13 protein-coding genes are annotated in these 17,959 nt (G+C 72.5%); 7 read left to right on the forward strand and 6 right to left on the reverse strand.

What is annotated here, in order from left to right:
* The first annotated feature begins 3 nt into the window (after positions 1-3).
* A complete protein-coding gene (locus tag OHT61_RS10105; protein ID WP_329037047.1) occupies positions 4-1,500 on the forward strand; it encodes a sensor histidine kinase in 1,497 nt (498 codons plus the stop codon).
* On the opposite strand, the gene OHT61_RS10110 is transcribed toward OHT61_RS10105, so the two are convergent.
* A complete protein-coding gene (locus OHT61_RS10110) occupies positions 1,478-1,909 on the reverse strand; it encodes an Lrp/AsnC family transcriptional regulator (RefSeq protein WP_327118930.1) in 432 nt (143 codons plus the stop codon). The two genes, OHT61_RS10105 and OHT61_RS10110, sit on opposite strands and share 23 nt — an antisense overlap.
* Positions 1,910-2,137: 228 nt before the next feature.
* Between OHT61_RS10110 and OHT61_RS10115 the strand changes: the two genes are divergently transcribed.
* The 4 genes from OHT61_RS10115 (at position 2,138) to OHT61_RS10130 (ending at position 7,055) form a co-directional block, all read left to right on the forward strand.
* Complete coding sequence (locus OHT61_RS10115) at positions 2,138-3,277, forward strand: nitrate/nitrite transporter (RefSeq protein ID WP_329043182.1); 1,140 nt, start codon at positions 2,138-2,140, stop codon at positions 3,275-3,277.
* A gap of 53 nt (positions 3,278-3,330) precedes the next feature.
* A complete protein-coding gene (locus OHT61_RS10120) occupies positions 3,331-4,809 on the forward strand; it encodes an acyl-CoA synthetase (protein ID WP_329037050.1) in 1,479 nt (492 codons plus the stop codon).
* A 19-nt stretch (positions 4,810-4,828) separates the two neighbouring features.
* Positions 4,829-6,160 (forward strand): carboxyl transferase domain-containing protein, encoded by a 1,332-nt coding sequence (locus tag OHT61_RS10125; protein ID WP_329043184.1) that lies wholly within the window; start codon positions 4,829-4,831, stop codon positions 6,158-6,160.
* 106 nt (positions 6,161-6,266) lie between these two features.
* Positions 6,267-7,055, forward strand: coding sequence for a VOC family protein (locus OHT61_RS10130; RefSeq protein ID WP_329037053.1), 789 nt, complete (start codon positions 6,267-6,269; stop codon positions 7,053-7,055).
* Between the two features lie 119 nt (positions 7,056-7,174).
* Here OHT61_RS10130 and OHT61_RS10135 read toward each other — a convergent pair whose 3' ends face one another.
* From OHT61_RS10135 to OHT61_RS10155, 5 genes are all read right to left on the reverse strand, one after another.
* A complete protein-coding gene (locus tag OHT61_RS10135; protein ID WP_329037055.1) occupies positions 7,175-7,972 on the reverse strand; it encodes an ABC transporter ATP-binding protein in 798 nt (265 codons plus the stop codon).
* On the reverse strand, positions 7,959-9,023 hold the full coding sequence (locus tag OHT61_RS10140) for a taurine ABC transporter substrate-binding protein (protein WP_329037057.1): 1,065 nt from the start codon (positions 9,021-9,023) through the stop codon (positions 7,959-7,961). The genes OHT61_RS10135 and OHT61_RS10140 overlap by 14 nt, the downstream gene beginning before the upstream one ends.
* Positions 9,024-9,028: 5 nt before the next feature.
* Positions 9,029-9,895, reverse strand: a complete 867-nt coding sequence (locus OHT61_RS10145; RefSeq protein ID WP_443049392.1) for an ABC transporter permease — start codon at positions 9,893-9,895, stop codon at positions 9,029-9,031.
* Positions 9,892-11,019 (reverse strand): LLM class flavin-dependent oxidoreductase, encoded by a 1,128-nt coding sequence (locus OHT61_RS10150; RefSeq protein ID WP_329037059.1) that lies wholly within the window; start codon positions 11,017-11,019, stop codon positions 9,892-9,894. Before OHT61_RS10150 ends, OHT61_RS10145 begins: the two co-directional genes overlap by 4 nt.
* 344 nt (positions 11,020-11,363) lie before the next feature.
* Positions 11,364-12,635 carry an MFS transporter gene (locus OHT61_RS10155; protein WP_329037061.1) on the reverse strand — a complete coding sequence of 424 codons (1,272 nt, stop codon included), beginning with the start codon at positions 12,633-12,635 and terminating at the stop codon, positions 11,364-11,366.
* A gap of 567 nt (positions 12,636-13,202) precedes the next feature.
* Here OHT61_RS10155 and OHT61_RS10160 point away from each other — a divergent pair.
* Both OHT61_RS10160 and OHT61_RS10165 read left to right on the forward strand, forming a co-directional pair.
* Positions 13,203-17,165 (forward strand): SGNH/GDSL hydrolase family protein, encoded by a 3,963-nt coding sequence (locus OHT61_RS10160; RefSeq protein WP_329037062.1) that lies wholly within the window; start codon positions 13,203-13,205, stop codon positions 17,163-17,165.
* A 105-nt stretch (positions 17,166-17,270) separates the two neighbouring features.
* Positions 17,271-17,696 carry a hypothetical protein gene (locus tag OHT61_RS10165; RefSeq protein ID WP_329037064.1) on the forward strand — a complete coding sequence of 142 codons (426 nt, stop codon included), beginning with the start codon at positions 17,271-17,273 and terminating at the stop codon, positions 17,694-17,696.
* Positions 17,697-17,959 lie beyond the last annotated feature (263 nt).

Raw genomic sequence — 17,959 nt, forward strand, 5'->3', positions numbered from 1 at the left:
CCGGTGGCGGAGACGGGGCTCGACCTGCGGACCACGCTCCAGCACATCGTGGACACGGCGACGGCCCTGGCCGGGGCGCGTCACGGCGCCCTGGCCCTGCTCGACCCGGCGGACCGGCACGTCACGGACCTGTTCACCACCGGCATGACGGACGCCGAACGCCTGGGCGCGCGTCCGCTGCTCGACGGCCGGACGGGGTTCCTCGGGGTCCTCGTCGACGACGCGCAGGCGGTACGGCTCGACGAGCTGCCGCCCCGCCCCGCGTCCGACGGCGAGCCGCCCCCGATGCGGTCCTTCCTCGGGGCCCCGGTCCGGGTGCGCTCCGAAGTGCTCGGCAGCCTGTGCCTCACCGCGGAGGAACCCGGGCGGTTCTCCGACACCGATCTGGCACTGCTGCGGCTGCTCGCCTCCCAGGCCGCCGCCGCGATCGGCGGTGCCCACCTCTACCGGGCGGCCCGGCAGCGGGAGCGCTGGATCGAGGGTGCGGCCGCCGTGACCCGGGCTCTGCTGACGGGCGCCGGCCCGACCGACGCCCTGACCACGGTCGCCGAGCGGGCGCGGGTGCTGGCCGGCGCGGCGGCCGGGGTGATCCTCCAGCCGACCGACGACGGCGGGATGGAGATCGTCGCCGCCTCAACCCTCGACGATCCCGCGGGCCTCGTCGGCACCGCCATCGCGCCGGGCTCCCCCGTCCTCGTGCAGCTGCTGAGCGGCGAGGAGGTCTTCATCGACGACTCGTCGACCGACCCCAGGATGACGACCCCGGTGCGGTCGCGGTTCGGCCCCAGCATGATGCTGCCGCTGCAGAGCGGGGGGCGGCTCATCGGCACGCTCGCCCTGCCCCGGCGCAGGGGCGGGCTCCCGTACACGGACATGGACCGGCTGCTGGCGTCGCAGTTCGCCTCCCAGGCCGCGCTGGCCCTGGTGATGGCGGACGCGCAGCACTACCGGGAGCAGCTGGCGGTCTACGAGGACCGTGACCGCATCGCCCGTGACCTGCACGACCTCGTCGTACAGCGGCTGTTCGCGACGGAGATGATGCTGGAGTCGACCCGCCGCAAGGACCTCGACGGCGACGCGGAGACCGCCCGGCTGCTCACCCGGGCCGTCGACGAGCTGGACTCCACCATCCAGGAGGTCAGGACGGCGATCTTCGCCCTTCAGCAGCCGCCGGCCGAGGCACCCGCCACGTTCCGCGGCAGGGTGCTGCGCGAGACGGGTGGCGCCGCGGCGGTGCTGGGCTTCCAGCCGTCGGTGCACTTCGCGGGTGCGGTGGACACCCTGGTCGTGGAGCCTGTGGCGGGCCGGCTGCTCGACGTGCTGCGCGGGGCACTGGCCGCCGCGCACCGCCGGGCGGGCGCGACGGCCGTCGAGGTGGAGGTGGACGCGACGGCGCGTGAGCCCGACGGGCGCGCCGCAGTGCGCCTGGTGGTGGCGGACGACGGGCGCGACGAGGACGGCACCCGGTCGCCGACCGTCATTTGGCAGGTGCCGCTCTGAGCGCGATGCGGGTGCTGGAGTGGGCGACGCCCGCGTCCTTCTTCAGCCGGCGCAGCAGGGCGTCGAGCGACCCCGGGTCGGCCGCCGTCGCGCGCACCAGGTAGTCGTGGCCACCCGTCACGTGCACCACCTCGGTGATGCCGGGCAGGGTGAGCACCGCCCGTTCGAACTCCTCGTTCGTCGTGTCGAGGCGCAGCGACACGTCGATGAAGACGACGAGACCCGAGCGGGTGTCGGCGGCCGGGTCGACGATGACGGTGAAGCCCCGGATCACGCCGTCGCGGCGCATGCGGCGTACGCGGTCGCCCGCCGCGTTGGCGCTGAGCCCCACGCGTACACCCAGATCGCGGTACGAGATCCGGGCGTCCTCCTGGAGGATGCCGAGGATCTCTCTGTCCAGCCGGTCCATAGGCACGAGTGTGGCAGCCGGGGCCCGGAAGCGACCGCCGAGCGAGGTCCGGACCGGCTGCGGGGGCCCGTCGGCCCTAGGGGCGTCTACGTCGGAAGGGCTTACCCGGATGGCTCAGTCCACCGCGCCCCACCGGTGGGCCCGCCCTTGACTTGCGGTGTGGACACCGTCGGCAAGGCCCCCTCCCCGGACCGGACCCGGTCCACCGCCGCGTACCGGAACCTGATCATGGCCACGGTCGGGTTCACCCTCACCTTCTGGGCCTGGAACCTGATCTCGCCGCTGTCCGGGGACTTCAAGGAGAGGCTCGGGCTGAGTTCCTTCCAGCAGTCGCTCCTGGTCGCCGTGCCGGTGCTCGTCGGCTCGCTCGGCCGCATCCCCGCCGGCGCCCTGACCGACAAGTTCGGTGCGAAGCTGATGTTCCCGGTGGTCTCGGCGCTGACGATCGTCCCGGTGCTGCTGCTCATCCCGGCGAAGGACTCCTACGGGGCGATGATCGCCGTCGGCTTCCTGCTCGGGCTGGGCGGCACGACGTTCGCCATCGGCATCCCCCTGGTCAACTCGTGGTTCGCGCCCGCGAAACGGGGGCTCGCGCTCGGGGTGTTCGGCATGGGCATGGGCGGCGTGGCCCTGTCCGGCTACTTCACGCCCCGGATCGCCGACCAGCACGTGAACCTGCCGTTCTGGATCGTCGCCGGAGCGCTGGCCGTGTACTCGCTGCTGGCCGCGGTCCTCATCACCGACCACCCGGACCGCAAGGTGCCGACGGACACGCTGGGCCACCGGCTGGGGCAGGCGGGGCGGCTGCGTGTGACGTGGGAGCTGTCCGCGCTGTACGCGATCGGTTTCGGCGGCATCGTCGCGTTCGGCGTGTACCTGCCGACGTATCTGAAGACCTGGTACGACATGTCGCCGACCGAGGCGGGCACCAAGGCCGCCGGTTTCGCGCTGGTCACCGTCGTCTTCCGGCCGATCGGCGGCTGGCTGTCGGACCGGATCCATCCCGCCCTCGTCACGGCCGGGGCTCTGCTGCTGGCGGCCCTGCTGGCCATCGTCCAGGCCTTCGACCCGCCGCTGGACCCGCTGGGCACGATCGCGCTGCTGTTCATGGCGGCGGGGCTCGGCACCGCGAGCGGCAGTGTCTTCGCCCTGGTCTCGCAGGTGACCCCGCAGGCCAAGGTGGGCAGCGTGACCGGCATCGTCGGTGCCATGGGCGGCCTCGGCGGCTTCGTGCCGCCGCTGGTGATGGGCGCGATCTACAGCGCCAAGGGCACCTACTCGATCGGCTTCATGCTGCTCTCCGACCTGGCGCTGGCCGGGAGCGTGTACGCGTACGGCCGCATGCGGAACGTGCGGCGCGACGCCTGACGGTGTGTCCGGCTCGAGGGGCGGTCCAGCGGGTACCGCCTAGGCTGCACCGGGTGACCTCTCTTCTGCCCGCGCTGAGCGGAGCGTCCCGCAGGCCGGACTCCCCCGAGGCCGTCCGGTTCGGGGAACACGTCCTGACCTACGCGCAGTTGGACACGGCCTCCGCCTCCCTGGCCGCCCGGATCGCGGGGGCGGGGCGGGTCGCCGTCTGGGCCACCCCGACGCCGGAGACCGTGGTCGCCGTCGTCGCGGCGCTGCGGGCCGGGGTGCCCGCCGTCCCGCTCAACCCGAGGACGGGCGAGCGGGAACTCGCGCACATCGTCGCCGACAGCGCGCCCCGCTGGGTGCTGGCCGGGGCGGACGACGAGCTGCCGGCCGCACTCGACGGCACGGAGCGGCTGCTCGTCCGGACGGAGCTGCTGCCCGGCGGCACACCCGCCGGGGACGGGGAGCCGGCTCTCCCCGAGCCCTCCGCCGACTCCCCCGCCCTGGTCGTCTACACCTCGGGCACCACCGGTCCGCCCAAGGGCGCCGTCCTGCCGCGCCGGGCGATCGCCGCCTCGCTGGACGCGCTGGAGGACGCCTGGCGGTGGACGGGTCAGGACGTCCTGGTCCACGCCCTGCCGCTGTTCCATGTGCACGGCCTGATCCTGGGCGTCCTCGGACCGCTGCGCCGGGGCGGCTCCGTGCGGCACCTCGGCCGGTTCTCCGCCGAGGGTGTGGCACGCGAGCTGCTGTCCGGGGGCACGATGCTCTTCGGAGTGCCCACGATGTACCACCGGCTGGCGGGCGCGCTGGAGGATCCCGGGGCCCCCGCGGGCCTCAGGAAGGCCCTCGCGGGTGCCCGGCTGCTGGTCTCCGGCTCGGCGGCGCTGCCGGTCCACGACCAGGAGCGGATCGCGTCGGCCACCGGCCGCCGGGTCGTCGAGCGGTACGGGATGACGGAGACCCTGATGAACACCGGGGTGCGGGCGGACGGCGAACCGCGTGCCGGGACGGTCGGCCCGCCGCTCCCGGGCGTGGAGCTGAGGATCGTCGAGGAGGACGGCAGCGTGATCGAGGACCCCGCCTCCATCGGCGAGATCCAGGTGCGCGGCCCGAACCTCTTCACCTGCTATCTGAACCGGCCGGACGCCACGGCGGCCGCCTTCACCGAGGACGGCTTCTTCCGCACGGGCGACATGGCCACCGTCGACCCCGACGGCTACGTGCGGATCGTCGGACGCAAGGCCACCGACCTGATCAAGAGCGGCGGCTACAAGATCGGGGCGGGCGAGATCGAGAACGCCCTGCTGGAGCACCCCGGTGTGCGGGAGGCGGCCGTCACCGGCGAGCCGGACGCGGACCTCGGCGAGCGGATCGTCGCCTGGGTCGTGCCGGCCGACCCCGGGGCGCCGCCGGGGACGGCGGAACTCGCGGACCACGTGGCGCGTCTGCTGGCACCGCACAAACGCCCGCGCGTGGTGCACCATCTCGACGCGCTGCCCCGCAACGAGCTGGGCAAGATCATGAAGAGGTCGCTCGGTGTCTGAGCCCCGTGGCGACGACCGCATGTCGGCCCGGGACGCCGTCGCCGCCGTCACCAGCCGCTTCACCGAGCACCGCCCCGACGCCCGCCCGGCGGCCCCGGACGGACCGCTCGGCTGGTCCGGCTACGCCGAGTCCAGGGCGCGCGCCGTCGAGCGCACCGGCGAGGAGGAGTCCGTCCTGTACGGCACGGCCGGGGTCGGCGACCGGGAATGCGTCCTGGTCTCCTTCGAATTCGGCTTCCTGGGAGGCTCGTTGGGCGGCCTCACCGGGGACCGGCTGGAGGCCGCGTACACGCTGGCACGGGAGCGGCGCCTGCCCCTCGTCTCGCTCGTCGCGACCGGGGGCAGCCGGATGCAGGAGGGCATGATCGCCCTGATACAGCTCCAGCGCGTGGCCCGGGCCTCCGCCCTGCTGAGGGCTGCGGGACTGCCGCAGATCGCCGTGCTGCGGGACCCGACGACCGGGGGCGGCTGGGCGACCGTCGGTGCGGGCGCCGACGTGATCCTGGCCCTGCCCGGGGCGCAGATCGGGTTCGCCGGCTCCCGGGTGCGCCCGGCCGACGCCGATCCGTACGCGTACACCGCCGAGGGGCAGTCGGAGGCGGGGGCGGTCGACGCGGTCGTCGCGCCGGACGAGCTGCCCGGCGTGCTGAACCAATGGCTGACCCTGCTGACCGCGACGGTCCCGGCCGAGGCGGCCCCCGTCCCCCGCGCGCTGTCGGCCACCGCGCTGCCCTCGACCGGCTGGGAGGCGGTGGAGCGGGCGCGTTCCGCCGCCCGCCCTCGGGCCGGGGCCTACCTGGACGCGTACTTCGCCTACCGGCTGCCGCTGACCGGCGACCGCTGCGGAGGGACCGACCCCGGTCTGCTCGCCGGTGTCGGCCTGCACGACGGACGCCCGGTGGCGTACGTCGCCCAGTGCGGCACGGCGACCCGCCCGGCGGGCTACCGCACGGCGGCCCGGGTCGTCCGTCTCGCGGACCGGCTCGGCCTCCCGGTGCTGACGCTCGTCGACACACCCGGCGCGGCCAACGACGCCGAGGCGGAACGGGCGGGCGCCGGCGCGGCCATCGCCGACGCCTTCGCGGCGGTGGCCGGGGCCGGGGTGCCCGTGACCACGCTCGTCATCGGCGAGGGCGGTTCGGGCGGCGCACTGGCCCTGGCCGCTCCGGACAGCACCCATGTCACCTCGGACAGCTACTTCTCGGTGATCGCTCCGGAACTGGCGGCGGCGATCCTGAAGCGGGGGCCCGGCGAGGTGCGGTCCACCGCCGACCAGCTGCGGCTGCGCCCCCAGGACCTGGTGGACCTCGGGGTGGCGCGCTCGGTCGTGGGCCCGGCCGACGGCGCCTGACGTCCCCGCGACGCGACCGGCACCCAGGGGGCGGCCTGCGGGCCTGTCGAACGGCTGTTGGCTAGCGTGACGGAGGACCATCATCGAACGAGGAAAGGTCCGAGTCATGGCCGCAGAAACCGAGGGCACTCCGTGCTGGGCCGACGGGACGTTCGGCGACCTCGAAGGGGCGAAGCTCTTCTACGGTGAGCTCCTGGGCTGGTCGTACGGCGACTCGATGCCCGAGTACGGCAACTACACGCAGGCCTACGTGGACGGCAAGGCGGTCGCCGCCCTGTCGCCGCCCATGCCCGGCGAGGAGGTGCCGTCCGCGTGGTGCCTGTATCTCGCCACGCCGGACGCCGCAGCCGTCACCGGGAGGATCCGCGAACACGGCGGCCAGGTGGTCGTGGAGCCCATGCAGGTGGGTGACTTCGGGACGATGGTGCTCGCCCTCGACCCCGGCGGGACGCCGTTCGGCGTGTGGCAGAAGGGCACCCACCAGGGCTTCGAGGCACAGGCGGTACCCGGCGCCTACTGCTGGGCCGAGGTCTACACCCGGGACCCGGAGAAGGCGGACGCCTTCTTCTCCGCCGTCTTCGGATACGGGGTGAAGCACCTCCAGGACGACGCCATCGACTTCTCCCTCTACGACCTGGGCGCGGACCCGGTGCTGGGCAGGATGAAGATGACCGGGGACTTCCCGCCCCAGGTGCCGGCCCACATGAACGTGTACTTCACCGTCGCCGACTGCGACGCCGCCGTGGAGAAGGCCACGTCGCTCGGCGCGGAGCTGCGGTTCGGCCCGATGACGATCCCCTTCGGCCGGTTCGCCACCCTGACGGACCCTCAGGGTGCGGTGTTCTCGGTCATCGACGTCACGACGACCGCGGGTGAGATGCCCGAGGTCTCGTAGACGCACCGGCCTGCCCCGCCCGCGTCGGGGCACATGGCCGCCCGGGCCCGGGGCCGGTCCGGCTGCCGGGCCCCCGCCGCCCGGCAGCCGGGCCCCGGCAGCCGGGCGGTGCCCTGCCGTCAGTCCGCCCGGGGCGGTGGTGACGCCTGCCGCATCACCGCCGCCAGCTCCCCGCGCAGCCGTGAGAACTCCGGGGTGCCGCGCAGGGCGGCCACGTCCGTCCCCGGCCCACGCTCCAGGCCCACCTCCAGCTCGGTCACGATGCGGCCGGGGCCCGCCGCCATGACCAGGACCCTGGAGCCGAGCAGTACGGCCTCCTCCGCCGAGTGCGTCACGAACAGCACGGTGGTTCCGGAGGCCGCGGCCAGGGTGCGCACCTCCTCCTGGAGGCGTTCCCTGGTGAGCGCGTCCAGCGCCGCGAACGGCTCGTCCATCAGCAGCACGCGAGGCTCGCCGGCGAGGGTCCGCGCGATGGCGACCCGCTGCTGCTGGCCGCCGGAGAGCTCCCAGGTACGGCGCCCCTCCATGCCCGCGAGACCGACCTGTTCCAGCAGCTCCCGGGTGCGCGCGGCCCGCTGCGCACGCGGGACGCCGTGCCGTGCCAGTGCGAAGGCCACGTTGCCGCCGGCCGTACGCCACGGGAAGAGCCTCGGCTGCTGGAAGACGACACCGGTGGCGCTGCCCGGCACCGGCGCCTCGCCCCGGACCGTCGCCGTCCCCCGGGTGGGTTCCACGAAGCCGGCGGCGATCCGGAGGAGGGTGGTCTTGCCGCACCCGGACGGCCCCACGAGGACGACGAACTCCCCCGGCGCGACCCTGAGCGAGACGTCCTGCACCGCGGTGACGCGCGCCTTCGGCCGCCCGTACCCGACCGTGATCCGGTCCAGGGCCAGGTCGGCGGTGTCAGCCCGCGGCACGGGCCAGCTCCTCGGCGGCGAGGGCCTTCTCGAACGCGGCGGGTTCCGGGACCGCGTCCACGGCCTTCTGCCCCTCCAGAAAGACGGCCGCGTCGTGGAGGTACCGGGCGAACCTTCCGGGCGCGCCGGGCCTGCCGAGGTAGTCGGGACCCTGCTGCTCCTTCGCGGTCAGCAGGACGAGCTGCGCCAGCTGCCGCTTCGCCTCGGCCGGCGGGATGTTGAGTTCGGCCCCGATCGACCTGGCCGCCCGGTCGGGGTCGCTCCTGGTCTGCCCGACCGCCGCGTCCTGCGTCTTGAGCCACGTGGTGACGATGTCCGGGTGCTTCCGGGCGAACGTGTCGGTGACGATTCCCAGGTCCGCGGTGACCTTGCCCTGCTCGGCCAGTTCGCGGCTGGTGATCAGCGTCGTGCCGGTCTTCTGGATCTCGCCGAGCGTCGGCGTCCAGACGTACGCCGCGTCGATGTCGCCGCGCGTCCAGGCCGCGAGCGCGTCCTGCGGCTGGAGGTCGACGATGTTCACGTCGGCCGGCTTCACCCCGGCCTGTTCCAGGGCGGCGAGCAGCGAGAAGTGGGTGGTCGAGCCGAAGGGCGCGGCGACCTTCTTCCCTTTCAGCTCCTTGACGGAGCGGATGCCCTTCCTGGCGACCAGGGCCTCGTTGTCACCGATCACGTCGTGGATCCACAGGACCTTGTAGGGAATGTTCAGGGGAGCGGACAGTCCCTTGGTGACCGGGCTGGAACCGGCGAGCCCCAGGTCGACCGAACCGGAGATGACGGCGGTGTTGACGTCGCCGCCGGAGTCGAACTTCACCCAGCTGATGTCGGCTTCGGGCAACGCCTTCTCCAGCAGCCTCTGGTTCTTCACGACGAGGTCGGCGTTGGGTATCGCCTGGTAGGCGATGCGGACGGCGGTCCGGCCGGCCGCGCTGTCGGAGGCGCCGTCGCCGCAGCCCGCGACGGTCAGCACGGTGAGGGCGGCGGTGAGGAGGGCGGCTCGGCGGCGGATGGCCACGGACATGACGGGCTCCAGGGAGGGGATGGGCGGGGACATGGGTGTCAGGACCGGCCGCGCCACGGCACGAACGCACGCTCCGCGCCCTTGAGCAGGGCGTCGAGGAGGATGCCGGAGAGGCCGATGGCGATGAGGCCGGCGATGACGACGGCGGTCTGGTTGTAGCGCTGGGCGTCGCGGATCATGCCGCCGATACCGGGGACGCCGTTGATGGTCTCTGCGGCGACGACGCAGGTGTAGGCGACGCCGACGGCGATCCGTACGCCGGTGAGGATCTCCGGCAGGGCGGCGGGCAGCCGGACCGAGAGCAGCAGGGACACCGGCCCCGCGCCCAGTGACCGTGCCGCCTCGACGAGTTCGCCCGGCACCGAGCGCACGGCGGCGGCGGTCGCGGCGGCGATCGGCGGCAGGGCGGCGATGACGAGCAGCCAGATCTTCGGTGGTTCGTCGATCCCGAACCAGATGACGAGCAGGGAGAAGTAGGCGAGCGGGGGCAGTGTGCGCAGGAAGGTGACGGCCGGTTCCAGGACGACGGCGAGCGGTTTGACGACGCCGATGAGCAGCCCGAGCGGCACTCCGGCGAGCACCGCGTAACCGGCCCCGATGCCGATGCGCCGGAGGCTGACGCCGAGGTGCTCGATCAGCAGGTGTCCGCTGTAGCCGCGCACCCCGTCGTGGACCGTGGACGCGAGGACGAACTGGTGCCAGACCTCGCCGGGGGACGGCACGAGCACCCGCGGCCACACCTCCGCGACGACGACCGCCTGCCAGACGGCGAGGAGCACGACGAGGGCGACGGCGCGCAGGCCCGTCCAGCGCAGGGCGGCGAGCCTCGCCGGGACGCGTCGCGCACCGGCCGGACCGGTTTCCACCGGGGCGGGGGCGGCTCCGGCCGTCGCGGCGGCGCTCACGCCCGTGCTCCGGCGTCCACGCCTGCCCCTGCCCCTGCCACCAGTGCCCGCAGGCGGGGCGCGACCTCCTCGCCCACCCGGTAGGCCTCCTCCAGGTGGGGGTAGCCGGAGAGGATGAACTCACCGATGCCCAGGCGGTGGTACTCGAAGAGCCGCTGGGCGACCTCGTCGTGCGAGCCGACGAGTGCCGTGCCCGCCCCCTCCCGTACGAGCCCGATGCCCGCCCAGAGGTTCGGGGCGACATCCAGCGCCGTCGCGTCGGCACTTCCGCCGTGCAGCGCCGTCATCCTGGCCTGCCCGGTCGAGTCCATGCGGGCGAAGCGCTCCTGGCTCGCGCGTACGGCCGCCGGATCGAAACCCGCCAGGATCCGGTCCGCCTCGGCCCACGCCTCTGCTGCGGTGTCGCGGCTGATGACGTGCAGCCGGAGCCCGAAGCGCAGAGCCGGGGCGGCGGCCCGCAGGCGCCCGATGCGCTCCGCGAGGGCGGCGGGCGGCTCGCCCCACAGGAGCTGTACGTCGGCGCGGCGCGCGGCGACCGCCTCCGCCGCCGGGGACGCGCCCCCGAAGTACAGGGGCACGGGGTACTGGACGGCGGGGTCGTGGAGCCGGGCGTCCTCGATCCGCAGGTGCTCACCGCGGTGGTCGACGCGCTCTCCCCGCAGGAGGTCCCGCAGGACGGCCATCACCTCGTCGGTGCGGGCGTACCGCTGGTCGTGGTCCAGGTCGTCGCCGTACGCCCGCTGTTCCGCGGGATCGCCGCCCGTGACGACGTTGAGGCGGAGGCGTCCTCCGGCGAAACGCCGGAAGGCGTCGGCCTGTTGGGCGATCAGCGTCGGGCCGGCCAGTCCGGCGCGGAAGGCGACCAGGAACCCGATCCGGTCGGTGTGCTGGGCGAGGGCGGAGGTGAGGATCCACGGATCGACGCAGCCGAGCCCGACGGGGGTGAGCAGCGAGTGGAATCCCGCCTGCTCCGCGGCGCGCGCCACCTGCGTCAGATAGCCGATGCCGGCGGGGCGGCGGGTCGCGGCGGACGTCCTGCCCTGCACGGCGGTGACGCCGCCGGGGTCGCGGCCGTCACCGCCCGTGGGCAGGAACCAGTGGAGCAGGAAAGGGTCATCGGGCATGACGGATCCTCGTGGGACGGCAGCGGGGAACTCACCCCGGGCGCACGGATGCACGGGCGTACGGACGCACGGGTGCGGCGGCGGACCGGGGTGTCCGGGAGATCAGGGACGCGAAGGCGTCAGGGGCCGACGGCGAGGGCCGGCCGGGGTGCCGGGTCAGCAACAGGGGCGACGGCGGCGGGAGTCGGCCCGACAGAGCATGGTCGAGACACGCAGGAGATCCACGTGGCGACGCGATACGAGGGCAGGGGCCATGCGGGCATCCTGGCCGCGCCAAGGGCGTGACGACAAGCCCTGCCCGCATGCCGGACATTCCCGTATCGGTGAATGGACGGGACGGTCCCTCAGGGCCGGGGGTCGAGCGCGTCGTACCGTGCGAAGCCGCGCCAGCGCAGTCCCAGGAGGCAGACCACCAGGACGCAGGCGAGCCCTCCCCCGGTCACCGCCACGGCGGGGGACGTCAGGTCGGCCACGGAACCGGCCATGAGGTCGCCGAGGCGCGGGCCGCCCGCCACGACGACGATGAACACGCCCTGCAGCCGGCCGCGCATCTCGTCGGGCACCGCCGTCTGGAGCATGGTGTTGCGGAAGACCATGGAGATCGAGTCCGCGCATCCGGCGAGGGCGAGCAGGACCAGTCCCGGCCACAGCTGCCGGGTGAGCCCGAACACGGCGATGGCGGCGCCCCAGCAGGCCACCGATATCAGCACCGCCAGCCCGTGTCTGCGGATCCGGCTCAGCCATCCGGAGAAGACGCTGCCGAGCAGGGCGCCGAACGCCGGTGCGGCGACGAGCAGCCCCGTGGTCTTCGCGTCGCCCCCGAACCACACGACGGCGACCACCGGGAACAGGGCGCGCGGCTGGGCCAGCACCATCGCACTCAGGTCGCTGAAGAAGGTCATCCGCAGATTGGGCCGGGTGCCCAGGAAGCGCAGGCCGTCCAGCACCGAGGCCCTCCCGGCCTTCCCCTGCTCCCCCTCCCCGCGGTCGGGCAGCATCGACGGCAGCCGCCACATCGCGTACAGCGAGGCGGTGAAGGTGACGGCGTCGACGGTGTAAGCCGCCCGGTAGCCCCACCAGCCGACGATGACGCCGCCGACCATCGGCCCGGCGAGGCCGCCCGTGGTGGAGGTCATCGCGTTGAGCGCGTTGGCCGCGGGGAGCTGTCCGGCGGGGAGCAGCCGGGCGATCATCGAGCTGCGGGCCGGTGAGTTGAGCGCGAAGCAGACGGCCTGGAGCGCGACGACGGCGTATAGCAGCCCGACGTGCTCGACCCCGGCGAAGGTCACGGCGGCCAGCACGACCGAGAGCAGGAACGATCCGCCCGCGCTGAACAGCCCCAGTTTGCGGCGGTCGACGGTATCGGCGACGGCCCCGCTGTACAGGCCGAGGAGCACCAGCGGGACGAGTGAACAGAGACCGATCAGACCGACGGAGAACGCGGACCCGGTGATGTCGTACACCTGCAGGGACACGGCGAGCGCCGTCATGCCCTGCCCGATCCAGGACACGGTGTTCCCGAACCAGAGCCGCCGGTAGTCGGGCGAGGTCCGCAGCGGGGTCAGGTCGGCGAATATGCGCGTGCGGGATACACGCGGTTCGGCTGTTTCGGTCACAAGGGATGGTAACGGTCCTCTCCGGAGCCGAGGACGGCGGACGCCCGAGGGCGGCGGGGGCGGGGGCGGCACCTCGGCGCGCCCCGGCCCGAGACACGGGACAACAGGACATAGGAGATCGTTTTCAGACATAGCGGCAGGTCAGCACATCGGTAACCGGCCGATTAATCATGTACCCCTCAACTGCGGGCCCTGCGGGGCTACGGTCTCACCGGTATCCGAGGCGGTAGACGCCACGGGTGGCCCCGACGCCGCACCGGCCTCGGCCGCCCGGCAGGGGATCACGCCGAGAAGGCCCGGGCAGCGTCGCCGGGGCGCCGGAACCTCGTTCCGCCACTCCCGGACAGTCCGCACGGACGGAGCGCCCACGGGCGCCCGCTCCCCTGCCCGCTCCGGGAGCCGGCAGGCAACGGGGCCCGATCGGGACGCACGGTCCGCCGCAATCGGGACGGACGGTCCGGCCCGGCTCCGTCGCGTGGGTGGGAGCGCTCCACCCACACCCGCCCGGACCACGTGTCCCGTCCGACGGGACGCGCCGCACGCACACGCACACCAACGGGAGAACGAGTGAGATTCCGCAAGAGACGGTGGACCGCCGCAGTGGTGGCCACCGCCGCGATGTCGCTGATCACACCGGCGGCGCTGCCCGCCCACGCGGAGGACGCCCCGGCCCCCAAGGCCCAGGGCGCGGCACCGGTGAGGAGCGACGGGACGGAGCCTTCGGCCGTTCCTGCGGGCGAGCGCCGAAAGGTCCTCGGCGCGGCCTCCGACCGGGCCTGGACCACCTCGGGTGACGCAGCCGGGTTCCACGTCCTGGTGGCCGACGCGGCATCGGGCTACAGCTGGAAGACGGCCGCCAGCCTGTCGGAACCCGGTCCGGACACGGACGCGTGGATCGGCAACGCCTGTCTCACCGGGTCGGGCCGCTACGTCGTCGCGGTCTACGCGCCGAGGACGTTCACCAACAAGCCGGCCCTCATGGCGCGTGGCGCCTTCGCCGCCGTCGTCGACCTGGACACGGGCAAGGTGAGGAAGCTGCCCGTCCAGGCGTCCCTCGCGTACTTCTCCCCGGGCTGCGGGGCGGGGGACGCCGCGGTCCTGTCCCAGTTCACCGACGAGAGCATGGGCGAGAACGCGACCCGCCTGATCACCGTCGACGCGGCGAAGGGCACGGCGGGCAGGCCCCGGGAAGTCGACGGCCAGATCACCTCCGCCATCCCGTACGGCGACGGCGTCACCGTCGCCGCCCAGGGGACCCGGCTGGTACGGATCGGGCAGGACGGCTCACGGACGACCGTCGCCCGGACGCGCGGTGTTCCCTTCGAGCTGACCCGGGACGCGGCGGGCGGTGTCACGTACCTGGAGAAGACGCGCGCCCAGGACGGATCCGCGGCCGCCCGGGGCGAGGTGGCCCACGTGACGGCGGCCGCCGTGCGCTCCCCCAGGGCCACCACGAAGGCCCGTGTCCTCGCCTCGGGCCGGCTGGACGGCATGGACCTGGCCGGCACCGCGTCGGGCGAGGTCTTCGTCACCGGCTCGGCGCGGACCGCCGGCGGCGGGCTCCCCGCCCACCTGCACAACCCCGGGAAGCTCGACAAGGACGCGCGGATGACCAGCAGGGGGCATGCCGCGGTCACCTCCCGGTGGAAGAGCGGCGAAGGCTCACCGGCCCTCGCGTCGCAGGCGGTCACCGAGCGGACGGTGGCCACCGGCATCCACGTGCTCGGGACCGGCAGGGACGTCCAGCTCCATTCCGTGCCCGGCCGCTCGCCGGTGGACGCGGGACGGCTGGGCGAGGGAAGCCTGCCGGTCCGTCCGTCCGCCCCGGCAGGGACCGCCGCGGCAGGCAGGTCCGCCGCGACCGGCAGCAGGACGGCCGCGGCCTCCGGCCCCAACGACCCGGTGGACGACCCCCGCACCTGCTCGGTTCCGCGCAACGACACCAGCGCGCAGGCGTTCCAGCCGACTCCCCGTCAGGTCGAGTGGGCGGTCGACCAGGCCGTCATCGACGGCCTCGACAAGTGGATCACGCGCTCGGGCGACTGGAAGGGGATGGAGATGGCCCTCTACTCCCCTCAGGAGCTCTTCCCGATCCGGCCGCTCCTCGGGGACCCCGACGGAGTCGTCAACCGTGACGCGGACTGGCACATCCCGGCGCAGATCCTGCTGGGCATCACCGCGCAGGAGTCCAACATGTGGCAGGCGAGCCGCTACGCCGTACCGGGCGTGACCGCGAACCCGCTCATCGGGAACTTCTACGGCATCCAGTACGCCGCGGACGGCGACCAGGGCGACGCCTGGGCCATCAACTGGGACAAGGCCGACTGCGGGTACGGGATCACCCAGATCACGGACGGGATGCGACTGCCCGGCAAGGGCCAGCCGACCCTCTCGTACAACCAGCAGATGGCGGCCGCCCTCGACTACACCGCCAACATCGCGGCCGGCGCGGACAAGCTGGCCGAGAAGTGGAACCAGACGCGCTCCGCCGGCCTGATCGTCAACGACGGAAAGCCGAAGTACATCGAGAACTGGTACTTCGCGCTCTGGGCGTACAACGCGGGGTTCTACGAGCGGTCGGACGCCCCCGACAACAAGGGGAAGTGGGGCGTGGGATGGACCAACAATCCCGCGAACCCGCTGTGGAAGGCGAACCGGACCCCCTTCCTGGAGAACTCCGACGGCAAGGACGACTATTCGCATGCCGCGCACCCGCAGGACTGGCCCTACCAGGAGAAGGTGATGGGCTGGGCGGCCCGCCCCATCTCCGCCCTGTTCGCCCCGGACGACATGCAGCCGGGATACCGGGCGGCCTGGTGGAGCACCAATCAGGACCGCACCCAGATGAAGGCTCCGGAAGGTCTCTTCTGCGACGTCACGAACGAGTGCGACCCGGGCCTGATCGGACCGGACGACAAGAACGAGCCCGGCCTCGGCGCCTGCAACCGTGACGACATGTACTGCTGGTGGAACCAGCCGGTCACCTTCAAGAACTGCGACACCGGGCACTGCGGAAACGCCGTTCACCGCTTCAACAACACGGATTACCCGGAACAGGCCGACGCGACCACGTCGTACCCGCCCCGGTGTTCCGCCGGGCTTCCCTCCGGCACGCTGATCGTGGACGACGTGCCGAACAACACGACGACGGCCGGAGTGAGGTGCGGAACCGCCCATTCCGACGGCACCTTCGCCTTCACCTACAAGAGTGTCGGGGGCGCCTATCCCGGGAAGATCGACACCCACCAGATAGGCGCCGGATACGGGAACCACTTCTGGTTCTCCCACACCCGCAAGTCCGGTGACGAGAGCGGCCGCCTGGAGATGTCGGGCCTCTGGACGCTCGGACAGCAGCTGAACGGCTGGACGCGCATCCTGGTGCATCTCCCCGACCACGGGGCCCACACCCAGCAGGCCAAGTACGAGATCGACCTGGGAGGGAAGTCCTTCACCAGGACGCGCTACATCAGCCAGAAGCGCAAGGCCAACGAATGGGTCTCGCTCGGCGTGTACAACGTGAGCGGCACACCCCGGGTGAGACTCGGTACGACGACGAAGGACGGCGACGGGAGCGAGGACGTGGCCTGGGACGCGGTGGCGTTCCAGAAGCTCCCCGCGAAGCCCAAGCACATGGTCGCGGTCCTGGGTGACTCGTACACCTCGGGCGAGGGTGCGGGGGACTATCTCAGGGAGACCGACAGCGGCGTGGAGACCAAGGCGTGGAACGCCTGCCGGCGCAGCAAGAACTCCTGGTCCCGCAAGACCACGCTGCCCGGCACGTCCGCCCCGCTCGGCGAACTGGCCGACAGCAACAGTGCCACGGTCGACTTCCAGAACGTCTCCTGTTCCGGAGCCCATTCATGGGTCGGCCAGGTGCTGCCCGGCGATCCGCTGGGCAACGACGGAAAGATCCACTGGGACTGGGACGGGAGCTTCCGGGAGATCGCACAGATGGACTCGGGCATCCTCTCGGACGACACCACGCTGGTCGCCCTCACCATCGGCGGCAACGACGCCGACTTCCCCACGGTCATCCAGGACTGCGCGACGATCGGCTGCGCGGCGGAATCCGACCTCAGGGTGAAGGTGGACGACGCCGTGGGATCGGTGTCCACCGTCCTGGAACAGGTGGCGGCCCGCGCGAAGAACGCCAAGATCGTCCTCCTCGGATATCCCCGCCTGTTCAACCAGACCCTGCTGTGTTCCTCAGGGGTCGGGACGCGCGGCGTGGAAGTCCTCAACAACGTCGGCCAGTACATGATCGACGAACAGCAGAAGGCGGTCGCGGCCCTCAAGCAGCGGGGCATCTCCGTGTCCTTCGAATCACCCGACGGGGACTTCGAAGGAAAGCGGGCGTGCGACAGCACGGAGGGCATCAACAAGATCGTCAAGGCTCCGACCGGCAACGGAGGGGACTTCAAGTGCACCGTCGGCGGCACCTGGTGCATCAGCCGTGAGAGCTACCACCCCAACAAGCTCGGCACGAGTGCCTACTCCAGCGCCTTCCTCAGGGCCGTCAACGGCCTTTAGCCTGGCCTTCACCACTCCACGGACAAGGACGGAATCCTGACAACGAATTCGCCGGCGAACAGCTCGCCGCGAAGCGGAAGCACGCCGTGGGTCGTCACCCTCGGCGTGTTTCTGCTTTTCATCGCACTCTTCCTCCTCCTGAGAGTCCTCACCGGAGGAGGGGACCCGGAAGGGGCGGAGAAAAACGCCTTCGACCGCACACGGAACGACGCCGCCCGCTTCACCGCCGCCCTGGAGGCATCCCCGTATCAGCCGCCGTTCACGGAGGCACAGGTGAAGGAGGTCCTCGCGGCGAGTTCGCGGGAGAACGGCGGAGGCGGAACGCTGCGCGGCATGGTCACCACGCCCCGTTCGACCACGATGGAGGTCAGCTTCACCGGAATCTACGAGCGCGGGAACGCGATCCTCGGCACGGAGGAGGCCGCCGTCCACCGGTGTTTCACCGTCACGCTCTCCCTCCGGGACGCCACCGTCCGAAGCCTCGTCACCCCGCACGCCGCCGGCTACGCCTGCGGCGGCCCCGGCGAGTGACGCCCGGTCTCCGCCCTGCCCCCTCGGCGGCCGGGCGGAGACCGGACAGGCGGGCCGCCTTGCCCGGCCCTGCGCCGGGGCCTCACCGCATTCGGCACTCTTCATGGATGATTTTCAGACACTCGATCAAATCCAGCCAGACATATGCCTTTTCTGTGCAAAATCTGTGCACGACACACCTTCATTGCCCCGATAAATCTGACATGCCCAAAACATTTTCCCTGGTCCGGCCGACCGTGCCGAACTAAGGTCAGCCGCGGACG

Source organism: Streptomyces sp. NBC_00178 (genome assembly GCF_036206005.1).
GTDB lineage: Bacteria > Actinomycetota > Actinomycetes > Streptomycetales > Streptomycetaceae > Streptomyces.

Excerpts from the sequence above, each read along its gene's own strand:
- OHT61_RS10110 (WP_327118930.1), bottom strand. The coding sequence starts at position 1,909 with ATGGACCGGCTGGACAGAGAGATCCTCGGCATCCTCCAGGAGGACGCC.
- OHT61_RS10130 (WP_329037053.1), top strand. The coding sequence starts at position 6,267 with ATGGCCGCAGAAACCGAGGGCACTCCGTGCTGGGCCGACGGGACGTTC.
- OHT61_RS10150 (WP_329037059.1), bottom strand. The coding sequence starts at position 11,019 with ATGCCCGATGACCCTTTCCTGCTCCACTGGTTCCTGCCCACGGGCGGT.
- OHT61_RS10125 (WP_329043184.1), top strand. The coding sequence starts at position 4,829 with ATGTCGGCCCGGGACGCCGTCGCCGCCGTCACCAGCCGCTTCACCGAG.
- OHT61_RS10115 (WP_329043182.1), top strand. The coding sequence starts at position 2,138 with ATGGCCACGGTCGGGTTCACCCTCACCTTCTGGGCCTGGAACCTGATC.
- OHT61_RS10140 (WP_329037057.1), bottom strand. The coding sequence starts at position 9,023 with ATGTCCCCGCCCATCCCCTCCCTGGAGCCCGTCATGTCCGTGGCCATC.